The organism is Cupriavidus agavae, from assembly GCF_004217045.1.
Classification (GTDB): Bacteria; Pseudomonadota; Gammaproteobacteria; order Burkholderiales; family Burkholderiaceae; genus Cupriavidus; species Cupriavidus agavae.
On record NZ_SGXM01000001.1, the window covers coordinates 2,282,866 to 2,297,002 of the forward strand.

At 67.8% G+C, this 14,137-nt stretch carries 13 protein-coding genes; 3 read left to right on the forward strand and 10 right to left on the reverse strand.

Annotation, left to right across the window (positions count from 1 at the left end):
* Window positions 1–55 precede the first annotated feature (55 nt).
* Complete coding sequence (locus tag EV147_RS10330; RefSeq protein WP_130390981.1) at window positions 56–952, reverse strand: LysR family transcriptional regulator; 897 nt, start codon at window positions 950–952, stop codon at window positions 56–58.
* Window positions 953–1,098: 146 nt separating this feature from the next.
* On the opposite strand from EV147_RS10330, the gene EV147_RS10335 reads away from it, so the two are divergent.
* Together EV147_RS10335 and dacB are read left to right on the forward strand one after the other, a co-directional pair.
* Entirely contained in the window at window positions 1,099–1,563 is a 465-nt protein-coding gene (locus EV147_RS10335) for a PACE efflux transporter (protein WP_130390982.1), read from the forward strand.
* Window positions 1,564–1,661: 98 nt separating this feature from the next.
* Window positions 1,662–3,308 (forward strand): D-alanyl-D-alanine carboxypeptidase/D-alanyl-D-alanine endopeptidase, encoded by a 1,647-nt coding sequence (dacB, locus tag EV147_RS10340; protein ID WP_130390983.1) that lies wholly within the window; start codon window positions 1,662–1,664, stop codon window positions 3,306–3,308.
* An 80-nt stretch (window positions 3,309–3,388) separates the two neighbouring features.
* Here dacB and EV147_RS10345 read toward each other — a convergent pair whose 3' ends face one another.
* The 7 genes from EV147_RS10345 to EV147_RS10375 all read right to left on the reverse strand — a co-directional run bounded on the left by EV147_RS10345 (window position 3,389) and on the right by EV147_RS10375 (window position 11,135).
* Window positions 3,389–4,381, reverse strand: a complete 993-nt coding sequence (locus EV147_RS10345) for an L-threonylcarbamoyladenylate synthase (protein WP_130390984.1) — start codon at window positions 4,379–4,381, stop codon at window positions 3,389–3,391.
* A gap of 10 nt (window positions 4,382–4,391) precedes the next feature.
* On the reverse strand, window positions 4,392–5,636 hold the full coding sequence (locus EV147_RS10350) for a 5-(carboxyamino)imidazole ribonucleotide synthase (RefSeq protein WP_130390985.1): 1,245 nt from the start codon (window positions 5,634–5,636) through the stop codon (window positions 4,392–4,394).
* A 57-nt stretch (window positions 5,637–5,693) separates the two neighbouring features.
* Window positions 5,694–6,191 (reverse strand): 5-(carboxyamino)imidazole ribonucleotide mutase, encoded by a 498-nt coding sequence (gene purE / locus EV147_RS10355; RefSeq protein ID WP_130390986.1) that lies wholly within the window; start codon window positions 6,189–6,191, stop codon window positions 5,694–5,696.
* A gap of 22 nt (window positions 6,192–6,213) precedes the next feature.
* Entirely contained in the window at window positions 6,214–7,122 is a 909-nt protein-coding gene (locus EV147_RS10360) for a phosphoribosylaminoimidazolesuccinocarboxamide synthase (RefSeq protein ID WP_130390987.1), read from the reverse strand.
* A 120-nt stretch (window positions 7,123–7,242) separates the two neighbouring features.
* Window positions 7,243–8,307: a class II fructose-bisphosphate aldolase gene (gene fba, locus EV147_RS10365; protein ID WP_130390988.1), complete on the reverse strand. Its 1,065-nt coding sequence runs from the start codon at window positions 8,305–8,307 to the stop codon at window positions 7,243–7,245.
* Window positions 8,308–8,420: 113 nt separating this feature from the next.
* Window positions 8,421–9,860, reverse strand: a complete 1,440-nt coding sequence (gene pyk / locus EV147_RS10370; protein ID WP_130390989.1) for a pyruvate kinase — start codon at window positions 9,858–9,860, stop codon at window positions 8,421–8,423.
* Between the two features lie 78 nt (window positions 9,861–9,938).
* Window positions 9,939–11,135, reverse strand: coding sequence for a phosphoglycerate kinase (locus EV147_RS10375; RefSeq protein WP_130390990.1), 1,197 nt, complete (start codon window positions 11,133–11,135; stop codon window positions 9,939–9,941).
* Window positions 11,136–11,755: 620 nt separating this feature from the next.
* Here EV147_RS10375 and EV147_RS10380 point away from each other — a divergent pair.
* Window positions 11,756–12,937 carry a helix-turn-helix transcriptional regulator gene (locus EV147_RS10380; protein ID WP_130390991.1) on the forward strand — a complete coding sequence of 394 codons (1,182 nt, stop codon included), beginning with the start codon at window positions 11,756–11,758 and terminating at the stop codon, window positions 12,935–12,937.
* Here the strand turns inward: EV147_RS10380 and EV147_RS10385 are convergent.
* Window positions 12,934–13,257: an AzlD domain-containing protein gene (locus EV147_RS10385; RefSeq protein ID WP_130390992.1), complete on the reverse strand. Its 324-nt coding sequence runs from the start codon at window positions 13,255–13,257 to the stop codon at window positions 12,934–12,936. The genes EV147_RS10380 and EV147_RS10385 overlap by 4 nt on opposite strands.
* On the reverse strand, window positions 13,254–14,078 hold the full coding sequence (locus EV147_RS10390) for an AzlC family ABC transporter permease (RefSeq protein ID WP_130390993.1): 825 nt from the start codon (window positions 14,076–14,078) through the stop codon (window positions 13,254–13,256). The genes EV147_RS10385 and EV147_RS10390 overlap by 4 nt, the downstream gene beginning before the upstream one ends.
* Window positions 14,079–14,137 lie beyond the last annotated feature (59 nt).

Here is a 14,137-nt window from a genome sequence, read left to right on the forward strand (position 1 = left end):
AATATGCGTAGCCAACGGCGGCAGCCCAGCTTGACCCATCTCAACCCTCTCGCCCCTACCGCTCCGGCACCGGCAACGCCTGCTGGCTCACCCGGTCCCGGAGCCACGTCGCTGCCTTCCCCAGTGGCCGCTGTTTGTGCCAGATCAATTCGAGCGGCACGGGCCAGTCCTGGTCCTGGAAGGCGAGCTTCGGCGAAACGAGTCCGGCGGCGGCAGGCGAGTTGGCCACGACGTGCCATGGCACGAAGGCCCAGCCCAGCCCGCGCTTGACCAGTTCGACGATGACCCACTGGCTCTCCACCCACCAGACCTCGGCCGCCACGCGCAGGCGCTTCTTTTCCTCGCTGTCGCTGCGCGTGGCCACCATGAGCTGCCGGTAGCGCTTCAGGTCCTCGAAATCGACGCGCACCTGGCCCGCCAGCGGGTGGTCCGGCGCGCAGACGATGGGCAGCGGCACCCAGCCCAGTGCGTGGAACCCCAGTTCCGGCGGCAGGATTTCCTGGCGCCACATGATGCCGATGTCGGCGCACTGGCTCAGCACCAGGCGGCTGACGTCCTCCATCAGCGGAAACAGCAGTTCGAGTTCGACGGACGGAAAGCGCTGCGAGAATTCCTCAAGCATCCCGCCCAGCGCTTCCTCGGGGTACAGCTCGTCCACGGCCAGCGTCAGGCGCGATTCCACCCCCTCGCCCAGGCTCTTGGCCACGCCCCGGAAGTGCTCGCACCGCTCCAGGATCACGCGCGCCTCCACCAGCAGGCGCTCGCCGGCTGGCGTCAGCACCGGATAGCGGCCGGTGCGGTCGAACAGCGCGGTATCGAGGTCGATTTCGAGATTGGCCACGGCAGCGCTGATCACGGACTGGGCCTTGCCCAGATGGCGCGCGGCGGCCGAAAACGAACCGGCTTCGGCGGCGGCGGCAAACGACTGGAGTTGGTCGATCGAGAGGCTCATGGCGAGTTCCTGGGTTACGCGGTGGCCGACGAAACATGGCGCTTTCGCCAATCCATCGGAATTTCAGATACTACCTAACTTGCCACCAGCGGTATGGCCGATAGAATGCCACGCATTGTCCTCACACGCCCCACAGGAGAAATTCGATGCGCACCACAGCAGACCGTATCCGTCACACGATCGGTTTCGAGGTGATCGGCCTGATCACGTTCGCGCCGCTGGCCACCCTGGTCTTTGGCTACGAACTGCACCAGATGGGCATCGTCGGCGCCGTCGCGGCGCTGATCGCCGCCACCTGGAACTTCATCTACAACATCCTCTTCGACCGCGCGATGCTGCGCTACACCGGCCAGCTCAAGAAGAGCACGCCGGTCCGCGTGCTGCACGCCATCCTGTTCGAAGGCGGCCTGCTGATCGTGTTCCTGCCGTCGGTGGCCTGGTATCTCGACATCGGGCTGTGGGACGCCTTCATCATGGATATCGCCGTGGCCGGCTACTACATGGTCTACGCGTTCTTCTACAACTGGGCCTACGATGTGGTCTTCCCGATCCCGAACGCAACCGGCGCCAAGACGGCGTCGGCCACGCAGGATTGCCAGGCCGCCAACTGACGCACCCCGGCCACGCGGCGCGTGGTCGACCTCCCACCCGAAAAGCGGCCTGAAACGGCCGCTTCACGTCATCCGGCGCACGTGGGGCATGCGTTAACATGCTCGCCATGCCCAAGTCCGCGCCCCGCCTCCGTTTTCATTCTCCCGTTCCTGCCGCGCTGCTGCGCCGCCGCCTGGCCTCCGCCGTCACCGCAGCCGTGTTGACCGTCTTCGGCGTCTCCACGGTGCAGGCGGCACCCGCCAAGCCCGCGAAGTCGTCGAAATCGGCCAAGGCCGGCAAGGCAGCCAAGGCGGCCGCCGCTGCCGGCGCCACCGCCGCGGTGGCCTCGCGCGCGCGGGCCGAGCCGGCCGATCCGGCCGCGGCCCGCTCCGGGTTGCCGGCGACGGTGACCACGGCGCTGCGGCGCGCCAACGTGCCGCTGTCGAGCACCAGCTTCTATATCGTCAAGGTCGGCGCGCCCCAGGCGCGCGTGAGCTGGAACGCCGAGACGCCGATGAACCCGGCCTCGACCATGAAGGTGGTCACCACGTTCGCCGGCCTGCAGCTGCTGGGGCCCGAGTACCGCTGGCAGACCTCGCTCTACGCCGACAGCCAGCCCACCTTCGACGGCACGGTCAACGGCAACGTCTACCTGCGCGGCAGCGGCGATCCGAAGCTGGTGCCCGAGGAAATGGCCAAACTGGTGGCCAAGGCCCGGACAGCCGGCGCCAGCACGATCAACGGCGACATCGTGCTCGACCGCAGCTATTTCGGCGACGGGCTCAATGGCGGGGACTACACGATCGACGGCGAGACGCAGCGCGCCTACAACGTGAACCCCGACGCGCTGCTGTACGCCTTCAAGACCCTGTCGTTCACGATCACGCCCGACGCGGCAAACCGCAGCGTGGGCGTGGCCGTCACACCGGCGTTGGCGCAATTGCGCGTGGACAACCGCCTGACGCTCGCCAACGGCCGCTGCGGCGACTGGAAGACCCGCGCCACGCCGAGCATCACGCCGCAGCCGGACGGCACCGTCGTCGCCGCGTTCGACGGCAACTATTCGGCCGATTGCGGCGAGCACATCGTCAATCTGGCCACGCTGAGCCACAGCGACTTCATCTGGGGCGGGTTCGTGGCCGAGTGGCAGTCCGCTGGCGGCCGCTTTCAGCACCCGCCGGGCCTGCGCAGCGGCCCCGTGCCGCGCGGCGCCTTCCTGCTGGCGCGCCACCACGGGCAGCCGCTGTCCGAAATCGTGCGCGATATCAACAAGTACTCGAATAACGTGATGGCGCGCCAACTGTTCCTGACCATCGGCGCCGAGATCGACCGCAATGGTCCCGCCAGCACCGAGAAATCGGCGCGCGTGATCAAGCGCTGGCTGACGCGCCAGGGGCTGGACATGCCGAATCTGGTGATGGAGAACGGGTCGGGGCTGTCGCGCGAGGAACGCATCAGCGCCTATGACATGGCGCGCCTGCTGCAACAGGCGGTGGCCAGCAACGTCGGCCCGGCCCTGCTCGACTCGCTGCCGATCCTCGGCGTGGACGGCACGCTGCGCAACCGCCTGACGCGCGCCAATGCGGCCGGCAATGCCTACCTGAAGACGGGCACGCTGGCCGATGTGCGGGCGCTGGCGGGGTATGTCGATGCGCTGAACGGTGACCGGTACGTGGTGGTGGCGTACATCAACCACCCTAACGCCTCGGCGGCGCAGGAAGCGCACGATGCGCTGATGCAGTGGGTGTACAAGGGCGCGCAGTGATTGACGGCCTGCTGGGTTTTGCTCCCCTCTCCCGCGCCCCTCTCCGGCCCTGCGGGAGAGGGGAGAAAACCGAGAGTTAATCAGCTGTTTTCAAACGCCGCCGCAGCCCGACCCAGCCGGTCCCGCACGCCATCCCACTCGTGGGACCCCGGCACCGGTTCGAACACCAGCCGTTGGAAACCTTCCTTGTCCAGGCGACGCAGCAGGCCATAGAGCGCCTGAGCATAGGCATCCGGAGTGGCAGGCGCCTGCACGAACACGCAGCGCGTATCGATGCTCGCCGGTGAGCGGGCGACGAACGCGATCCGCCCGTCTGCGGGCAGCGCATCCAGATACGTCTGCAAACCCTCCGCCGTGCCCAGCGTCAGCGTGGTGCGCGGCGCGTAGTGGGCCTTGAGCGTGCCCGAGGCGCGCGGTGCCGCGGCGTCGGGCGCCAGCGGCGCCGTGCCGAGCACTTCGGCCATCATCTGCGCCGTGATAGCGCCCGGGCGCAGCAGCACCGGCCCCACGGTATCGAGGCGCGACAGATCGATGATCGACGATTCGATGCCGATATCCACGTTGTCGCCTTCCAGTACATACACCACACCGCCGAATTCATCGCGCACATGCTCGGCCGTGGTCGGGCTGACCTGGCCGAACTTGTTCGCCGAAGGCGCCGCAATGCCGCCCCGGCCGCGCTTGAAGCGCCCCAGCAGCGCCTGGGCCACCGGGTGCGACGGGCAGCGCAGGCCGATGCTGTCCTGCCCGCCGGCCACGGCTGCATCGATATGGGCGGCGCGCTTGAGAATGAGGGTCAGCGGACCGGGCCAGAAGGCGTCGATCAGTGCCCGCGCAGCGTCGGGCACCTCGTCGGTCCAGTAGCCCACGTCCGCGCCGTCCACCACGTGCACGATCACGGGATGGTTCGACGGCCGGCCCTTGGCGGCGAAGATGCGCGCCACGGCCTCGGGGTTCTCGGCATCGGCGCCGAGTCCGTAGACCGTCTCGGTCGGAAACGCCACGAGCTGGCCCGCTTCGAGCAGGCGCACGGCTTCGTCAAGCTCGGCGGCGGTGGGCAGGCGGGAAGACATCAGAAAAACCTTAAAGCTGGATATGCAGGGCCTTGGCCGACGCGTCGAACGCCTCGGCGGCTTCGTCGGCGTGCTCGCCCACGCAGTTCACGTGGCCCATCTTGCGCGACGGCCGGGCGTCGTTCTTGCCGTACAGGTGCAGCTTGGCGCCCGCCGTTCCCATCACCTCGTCCCAGGCCGGCGTGCGCTCCAGGCCGAACTCGAACCAGCAGTCGCCCAGCAGGTTCAGCATCTTGCCGGCCGAGTGCTGGCGCGTGCTGCCCAGCGGCAGGCGGGCCATGGCGCGCACCTGCTGCTCGAACTGGCTCGTTTCGCACGCGTCCATCGTAATATGGCCAGAATTGTGCGGGCGCGGCGCCATTTCATTGGCGACCAGCGTGCCATCGGTCAGCACGAAGAACTCGATGCAAAGCACGCCGACATAGCCCATTTCCGAGGCCACCGTCGCGGCAGCCGCACGGGCGCGGGTAGCGATATCGTCGGACACGCTGCCCGAGGGCATCGTGGTCGAAAACAGGATGCCGTCGCGGTGCACGTTCTCGGCCAGCGGCCAGGTAGCCGTGGTGCCATCGGCGGCACGCGCGGCCAGCACCGAGACCTCGTAGGCCAGCGGCAGCATCTGTTCGAGCACGCACGGCACGTGCTGCATGGCTTTCCACGCGGCGCGCACGTCCTCGCGCGTCTTCACGCGGGCCTGGCCCTTGCCGTCGTAGCCCATGCGCGCGGTCTTCAGGATGCCCGGCAGCACGGCGTCGGGCACGTTGTCCACGTCTGCGTCGTGCTGGATTACCCAGTGCGGCGCCGGCGGCACGCCGGTGCGCTCGGCGCACGAGGCAAAGAACTTCTTCTCGCCAATGCGGTTCTGCGCAATCGACACGCAGTAGCCGCGCGGCGCCACGAACACGCCGGCCTGTTCCAGCCGATCCAGCGAGATCGACGGCACGTTCTCGAATTCGGTGCTCACCGCCGCGCACAGCTTTGCCATCTCGGCCAGCGCGGCCTCGTCGGTGTAGGTGGCGCAGATATGGCGGTCCGCCACGTTGCCGGCCGGGCTGTCCTGGTCCGGATCGAGCACGCAGACCCGGTAGCCCATCGACTGCGCCGCGTGCGTGAACATGCGCCCCAGCTGGCCGCCGCCGAGCATGCCGAGCCAGGCGCCGGGCAGGATCGGCGAGTTCGGGGTATCGACGCCGAACTCGGCGCGCGACTCCTCGGTGTGCGCTTCGGACAGGTAGGGATGGATATCGGTCGGCATGGCTCAGGCTTTTCTACGGGTGTGTCCCGGGCGGCCGGCTGCGGGCCGCCCCTGTGTTCAAACGGGCAGCGTCATGGCCCGCGCGGCGGCGGTCTGCTTCGCGCGGAACGCTTCCAGCGCCTCGGCCAGCGCCGCGTCGGTGGTGGCCAGCGTGGCGATCGCGTGCAGCGCGGCGTTGGCGGCGCCGGCCTCGCCAATGGCGAACGTCGCCACCGGCACGCCCTTGGGCATCTGCACGATCGACAGCAGCGAATCCTCGCCGCGCAGGTACTTCGACGGCACCGGCACGCCGAACACCGGCACGATCGTCTTGGCGGCGATCATGCCCGGCAGGTGGGCGGCACCGCCGGCCCCGGCGATGATCGCCCGGATGCCACGGCCGCGCGCCGACTCGGCGTAGGCGAACATATCGTCGGCCATGCGGTGCGCGGAGACCACTTGTGCCTCGAACGCCACACCGAAATCCTTGAGCATGGCCACGGCGTGCTGCATCACGTCCCAGTCGGAACTGCTGCCCATCACCACGCCCACCACGGGCTTTGCTGCTTCAGTCATGTCTTGTGTCCGGTCCCGTGGCTCAGAGCAGTTCCTCGCCGGTCAGGCGGGTCAGTGCTTCCTTGTACTTGTCGGCGGTCTTCTGCACCACGTCGGCCGGCAGTTGCGGCGCCGGCGCGGTCTTCGGCCACGGCTTGCCGTCGATGCGCACGGCTTCGAGCCAGTCGCGCACGAACTGCTTGTCGAACGACGGCGGGTTGGTGCCCACCTGGTACGAATCGGCCGGCCAGAAGCGCGACGAATCGGCGGTCAGCACCTCGTCCATCAGCGTCAGCGTGCCGTCCTCATCCAGGCCGAACTCGAACTTGGTGTCGGCGATGATGATCCCGCGCGTGGCGGCATACTCGGACGCTTCCTTGTAAAGCTGGATCGAGATGTCGCGCATCTTCGCGGCCAGCTCGCGGCCAATGCGCTGCTCGGTTTCCTCGAACGAGATGTTCTCGTCGTGCTCGCCCAGGTCAGCCTTGGCGGCCGGCGTGAAGATCGGCTCGGGCAGCTTCTGCGAGTTCTGCAGGCCGGCCGGCAGTTCGATGCCGCACACCTTGCCCGTGGCCTGGTAGTCCTTCCAGCCGCTGCCGGCCAGGTAGCCGCGCACCACGGCTTCCACCAGGATCGGCTTCAGGCGCTTGACCACCACGGCGCGGCCCTTGACCTGGGCCACCTCGTCGGCCGCCACCACGCTCTCGGCGCTCACGCCGGTCTCGTGGTTCGGCACGATGTGGGCCAGCTTGCGGAACCAGAAGTTGGCCATCTGGTTGAGCACGCGGCCCTTGGCCGGGATCGGCTCGCCCATGATCACGTCGAACGCCGACAGCCGGTCGGTGGTCACGATCAGCAGCTTGTCTTCGCCCACGGCGTAGTTGTCGCGGACCTTGCCCTTGCCGAGCAGCGGCAGGGACTGGATGGAGGATTCGTAGAGGGCGTCAGACATGATGTGAAAGCGGCTGCGGCTGAAAACAGGCGGGGCTTCCGGCGCAGACATTGCGCGAAGCCCCATGAAGTACGAACGCCCCGCGCGCAGGCACTGCGCGGCGGGGCGGCAGGACGAAAATTACTGCACCACCTGGGCGAGCTTGCCGGCCTTGTACTGGCCGGCGATGTCCACCAGCGAGACCGACTTGATCTTGCTGGCCTGGCCTTCGCAGCCAAACGCGATGTAGCGGGCCTTGCAGACCTGCTTGGCGGCCTCGCGGGCCGGCTTCAGGTATTCGCGCGGGTCGAACTTGCTCGGGTTCTCGGCAAAGAAGCGGCGGATCGCGCCGGTCATCGCCAGGCGGATGTCGGTGTCGATATTGATCTTGCGCACGCCGAACTTGATGGCTTCCTGGATCTCTTCGACCGGCACGCCATACGTTTCCTTCATGTCGCCACCGAACTTGCGGATCTCTTCCAGCAGTTCCTGCGGCACCGACGACGAGCCGTGCATCACCAGGTGGGTGTTCGGAATGCGCGCGTGGATTTCCTTGATGCGGCTGATCGCCAGGATGTCGCCCGTGGGCTTGCGCGTGAACTTGTAGGCGCCGTGCGAGGTGCCGATGGCGATGGCCAGCGCATCCAGCTGGGTGGCCTTGACGAAGTCGGCGGCCTGCTCCGGATCGGTCAGCAGCATCGAGTGGTCCAGCACGCCTTCGGCGCCGATACCGTCTTCCTCGCCGGCTTCACCGGTTTCCAGCGAGCCCAGGCAGCCCAGTTCGCCTTCCACGGTCACGCCCACGGCGTGGGCCAGCTGCACCACCTTGCGGGTCACGTCGACGTTGTAGTCGTACTCGGCCGGCGTCTTGCCGTCCTCGCGCAGCGAGCCGTCCATCATGACCGACGAGAAGCCCAGGTCGATCGCGCCCTGGCAGATCGCCGGCGACTGGCCGTGATCCTGATGCATCACGACGGGGATGTGCGGGTAGGCTTCCACCGCGGCTTCGATCAGGTGACGCAGGAAGTGCTCGCCAGCATACTTGCGGGCACCGGCCGACGCCTGCATGATCACCGGGGCGTTGACCTCGTCGGCGGCCTGCATGATGGCCTGCACCTGTTCGAGGTTGTTCACGTTGAAGGCCGGCAGGCCGTAGCTGTTCTCGGCGGCATGGTCCAACAGCTGGCGCATGGATACGAGTGGCATGTCTGACTCCTGAATGTAAAAGCTTGGGGTTCCGAATTCTGTTCGATGCGGCGCCGGGCAGGTTCGCGCACCGGTGGCGCCGCGTCTGTCCGCCGCGCCACATGGACGTTCTGTTATTTCTTGCCGACTCTCACGATCTTCAGCGTGTTCGTGCCGCCGGCCTGGCCCATCGGCTCGCCGATCGTCAGCACGATGAAATCGCCGTGCTGCACCACGCCCTGCGCCAGCAGCAGTTCCTCGGCCTGCTCCAGCGCCTCGTCGCGGTCGGTGCTCGACTGCAGCGGCAGCGGCACCACGTTGCGGTACAGCTGCATCTTGCGCTGCGAGGCCAGGTTCGGCGTCATCGCGTAGATGGGCACGTGGATGCGGTGACGGCTCATCCACAGCGCGGTGGCGCCGGAATCGGTCAGCGCGGCAATCGCCTTCACGCCTAGATGATAGGCGGTGAACAGCGCACCCATGGCGATCGACTGGTCGATGCGCGAGAACGTCTGGTTCAGGAAGTCCGTGTCGAGCTGCACCACCTCGGACTTCTCGGCTTCCAGGCAGACCGCGGCCATGGTTTCGACCGTTTCCACGGGATAGCGCCCGGCGGCGGTCTCGGCCGAGGTCATCACGGCATCGGTGCCGTCGAGCACGGCATTGGCCACGTCCGACACCTCGGCGCGCGTGGGCACCGGGTTGACGATCATGCTCTCCATCATCTGCGTGGCGGTGATGGTCAGCTTGTTGGCTTCGCGGGCGAGCCGGATCATGCGCTTCTGCAGCGCCGGCACGGCGGCGTTGCCCACTTCCACGGCCAGGTCGCCGCGCGCCACCATGATGCCGTCCGAGGCGGCCAGGATTTCTTCGAGCACGCCCGGCCGGATCGCCTCGGCACGCTCGATCTTGGCGATCATGCGCGCCTTGTGGTTGTGCGGCTGGCCGGCCACGTTGGCCAGCTGGCGCGCCATTTCCATGTCGGTGGCGTTCTTCGGGAAGCTCACGGCCACGTAGTCCGCGCCCAGTGCCATGGCGGTCTTGATGTCCTCCATGTCCTTGGCGGTCAGCGCCGGCGCCGACAGCCCGCCGCCCTGGCGGTTGATGCCCTTGTTGTTCGAGAGATCGCCGCCCACGCGCACCGTGGTGAAGATCTCGGTGCCGATCACGCGGTCCACCACGAGCACGATCAGCCCGTCATTGAGCAGCAGCAGGTCGCCGGGGCCCACGTCGCGCGGCAGGTCCTTGTAGTCCAGCCCGGCGCGTTCCTGGTTGCCAAGCTGGCAGTTCGAATCGAGCACGAACGGATCGCCGGCCTTGAGCGTGACCTTGCCGTTCTCGAACTTGCCCACGCGGATCTTGGGGCCCTGCAGGTCGGCCATGATGGCCACCTCGCGGCCGCACGCGGCGGCCGCCTCGCGCACCATGGTGGCGCGGTCGATATGGTCCTGGGCGGTGCCGTGCGAGAAATTCAGGCGCACCACGTCGACACCGGCCCCGATCATGCGGGTCAGCACTTCCAGCGTGCTGGAGGCGGGGCCAATCGTGGCGACGATCTTGGTGGAACGGGTCATCCGGGCGGCTTCCTTCAATGGGGGCGTTGCATGGTCCTGCACGTCAGGCCGGCACGTGCCGGCCGCCTGTGCGCCGCGTCAGCCGGCGGCGCGCTGTTCCAGCACTTCGAAGGCCGGCAGCTTGCGGCCTTCGAGGAATTCCAGGAAGGCGCCGCCGCCCGTGGAGATATAGCCCACGCGGTCGGCAATGCCGTATTTGGCGATGGCGGCCAGCGTGTCGCCGCCGCCGGCAATCGAGAACGCCTTCGACGACGCAATGGCTTCGGCCAGCACCTTGGTGCCGTTGCCGAACTGGTCGAACTCGAACACGCCGACCGGGCCGTTCCAGACGATGGTGCCGGCCGTCTTCAGTTGGTCGGCCAGCATCGCGGCGGTCTTCGGGCCGATGTCCAGGATCATGTCGTCGTCGGCCACATCGGCCACGTCCTTGACGGTGGCGGCGGCCGTGGCGCTGAATTCCTTGGCGCAGACCACGTCGACGGGAATCGGCACCGAGGCGCCGCGTGCGGCCATGATGTCGATGATGGCGCGGGCGTCGCCTACCAGGTCGGCCTCGGCCAGCGACTTGCCGATCTTCAGGCCGGCGGCCAGCATGAACGTGTTGGCGATGCCGCCGCCGACCACGAGGTTGTCCACCTTGTCGGCCAGCGCCTTCAGGATGGTCAGCTTGGTCGACACCTTCGAACCGGCCACGATGGCGGCCAGCGGACGGGCCGGCTGGCCCAGCGCACGGCCCAGCGCGTCGATTTCGGCAGCCAGCAGCGGGCCGGCGCAGGCGATCGGGGCGTACCTGGCAATGCCATGCGTGGTGGCCTCGGCACGGTGGGCTGTACCAAATGCATCATTTACGTACACATCGCAGAGCTTGGCCATTTTCCGGGCCAGTTCGTCGCTGTTCTTCTTCTCGCCCTGGTTGACGCGGCAGTTTTCGAGCAGCACGACCTCGCCCGGTGCAACGTCCACGCCATCCACCCAGTTCTGCACCAGGCGTACCGGCTTGCCGAGCAGTTCGGACAGGCGCGTGGCGATCGGGGCCAGCGAATCAGCGGGCTTGAATTCGCCCTCGGTCGGACGGCCCAGGTGCGACGTGACCATCACCGCCGCGCCCGCCTCCAGACTGGCCTGGATGGCCGGCACGGAGGCCCGGATACGGGTGTCTTCCGTGATGTTGCCGGCGTCGTCCTGCGGCACGTTCAGGTCGGCGCGGATGAACACCCGCTTGCCGGAAAGTTTGCCTTGGGAAATGAGATCGGAAAGACGCAGGACAGAGGTCATGGCTATGAGCGCGGAGGACGGACGGCATGATGCCGCACATGAAAGTCGGGGAAACCGGCATTTTACCTGATCGCCGATACGGATTTGAGGGTTTGCCGACAGGTGTCGAAAGGACAACTTCCGACACGCGAGTACCCCCACCAAATTGGGGGATACAACGGGTTGCAGACGCGCGTGTTTGGTTTATTGTATGGCCCAATGTATTAAACATATGCATCGTCAGACACCCAAGCCATTTTTGGCGGTTTTAGTACATTATGGTGACGAGCCGACCCAGATCGGCCGTTGACGAAAAGACCATTCCCGCAGGCTGAGCAAATCGGCGGGAAGGATGTCGTTGGAGTGCACAGGGGTAGTCACATGGAATCTGCAACCGTCCACGGTTCGAGCCGTGGTGTATCCGCACGTCTTCTGTTCTGTCTCGCGCGTCATGGCGGCGCGCATCCCACCCAGGTTCTTCATCCTGCCCATGCGCGCGCCACGGGGCGGCGCGCCGTCGCACCGTGATCCCCCATCCGGCACCGGCCCTCGAACCGGCACGCCCGGGCAGCCTGACATGCGGAACCGTCTTCCCGCGCCTGCCCCGACAAGAACAGCCTCACGAGACAGGAAGAAGCAGGATGACCGAAGGTGACATGCACGAGACCATCCGTGGCCTCTATCAAGGTGTTTTCGACCCGATGGCGTGGCAACGCAGCCTCTACGCCCTCTGCCGGTACAGCGAAAGCAGCCAGGCCTCGCTGGTTGTGGTCGACGCCGGCCGCCACACCGTACTGGCACGCCATGCCGTGGATATCGTGCCCGGCGATCCCGCCCGCCCCACGCGCTCGCCCGCCCTGCCCGGCGGCCTGCCGTCCTCGGGCTCGCTGCCCGTGGGCAGCTGGCACATCGACCGCCGCGAGGTGCCGCTGGCGGCGCCGGCCCGGTTTCCGCTCGACGGCAACGCCTTCGACGAGCCCCTGCACACGTCGACGATGACCTGCCTGGTGGATCGCCAGCGCAGCCACGAGGTGTACCTGGCCCTGCAGCGCCCGGCCGGCGAGGCGGGGTTCTCCGAGGATGACGCGCGCCGGCTGGACTGGGCCATCCCGCACCTGCGCGAGGCCATGGCGCTGCGCGAGCGCATGCACGGCGTGGCGGCCCAGAGCCATGTCTCGGCAGACCTGCTCGACCGGCTGCCGTTCGGCGTCATCGTGTTCGCGGAGTCCGGCAAGGCGCTGCTGACCAACCCGGCCGGCGAGCCATGGGTTCGGCGGCTGCTGCCCGGCACCGCGGCAGCGGATGCGGCCCGGGCGATGGCGCCGGGCACCCCTGGCGCCCCCGGCCAGGCCAACGGCCATGGCTGGCGGCTGTCGCGCCCGTTCGGCGAGGTGTTCCGCGCGCTGGCCGATCCCGGCACGCTGCAGGCCACCCAGGCCATCCAGGCCATTGGCGCCGATGGCCGCGCCGCGCAGATCGTGGCGCTGGCGATGAAGCCGGCCCTGTATCTCACGCCCGACTGGCAGGGCCAGCCGGTGCTGGTCACGATTCACGAGCACCACGGCTCACCGCGCGCCATCCCGGCCGTGCTGCGCGATCTCTATGCGCTGACGCCGGCCGAGTGCCGCCTGGCGGTGCTGCTGACCACCGGCATCGGCCTGCCCGACGCCTGCCTGCAGCTCGGCATCAAGCGCGAAACCAGCCGCTCGCAGCTCAAGTCGATCTTCACCAAGACCAATACCAGCACGCAGGCGCAGCTTGCACACCTGCTCACGCGGCTGGGCAGTGTCCTGACCGAGCCCGCCCCCTGCGACGCCCGCTAGCCCAGCAGGCGCAGCGCGGTGTACACCGCCATCCCCACCACGATCATGCCCACCATGCGGCGGGTCAGCACGTAGCAGACCGTGGCCGCAATGCCGGCCATGAGTTTGTCGTTGCCGGGCGAGAGCGCAAGATGGCCCTCGAACGTGAGCAGGTCCGGCAGGATGATCGCCGCCAGCGCAGCCGCCGGGGCATAGCGCAGCGCCCGCTGGATGCGGTCCGGCACGGTCACGCGCTCGCCTGCCATCAGGAACAGCGCGCGCGAGAGCACCGTGACCACGGTCATGCCGACGATGGCGATCCAGGTTTCCGTGGCGCTCATGGGCGGTCTCCCGCCTGCGGGCCGCTGGCCTGCTCCCGCGTGCGCGCCTCCGGCCCGCGCCGGCGGATGCCGCGCAGCGTGGCGCGCGCCGCCATCTCGTCGCTGGCCATGCCGGCGGCAATGGCCGACACCACGGCCAGCACCAGCGCCAGCCGGTACGGCAGGTCGAAGCAGAGCAGCGCCACCACGCCGGCCACCACCACGGCCATCAGCGTGGAGCGCGAGTTGATCGTCGAGACCATCACCGGGATCAGCGCCAGCGTGCCCGCCAGCGCCAGTCCCCAGCTGTCCGGGAACAGGCTCGCCAGCAGGATGCCCACCAGCGACGACACCTGCCACGTGGCGCAGTTGATCAGCGCCATGCCCCAGAAATAGCCTTCCTTGCCCGGCGCGTAGCCGGGCTCGGCATAGCGCTGCATGAAATAGACGAAGTGCAGGTCGCCGTTGAAGAAGCCCAGCAGCGTGCGGCGCCACCCCGGCAGGTAGCTGAAATGCGGCAGCAGCGCCGCGCTGAAGATCAGGAAGCGCAGGTTGACCACGGCCGCCGTGAGCCAGACCGTCCAGATCGGCAGGCCCGCCGCGAACAGCGGCAGCACGGCCAGCTGGGCCGAGCCCGCGTAGACCAGCAGCGACATGCCGATGGCCTGCGGCACGGTCAGCGCCGACTTGCTCATGGCCACCCCGGTGACCAGGCCCCACGAGAAGATCGCGGGCAACGAGGGCGCGAAGAAACGCGCGCCGTCGAGAAAGGCGTTGCGCTCGACCTCGGCAAAGCGATGCCAGAGGCGAGACCACGCCGGGGACAACTGTCGGGGTGTCATGGGCGGAAGGCGGAGAGGAAGCGGGACGGCGGCCGTCTTAAGCGGCGTCGCCATCGGAT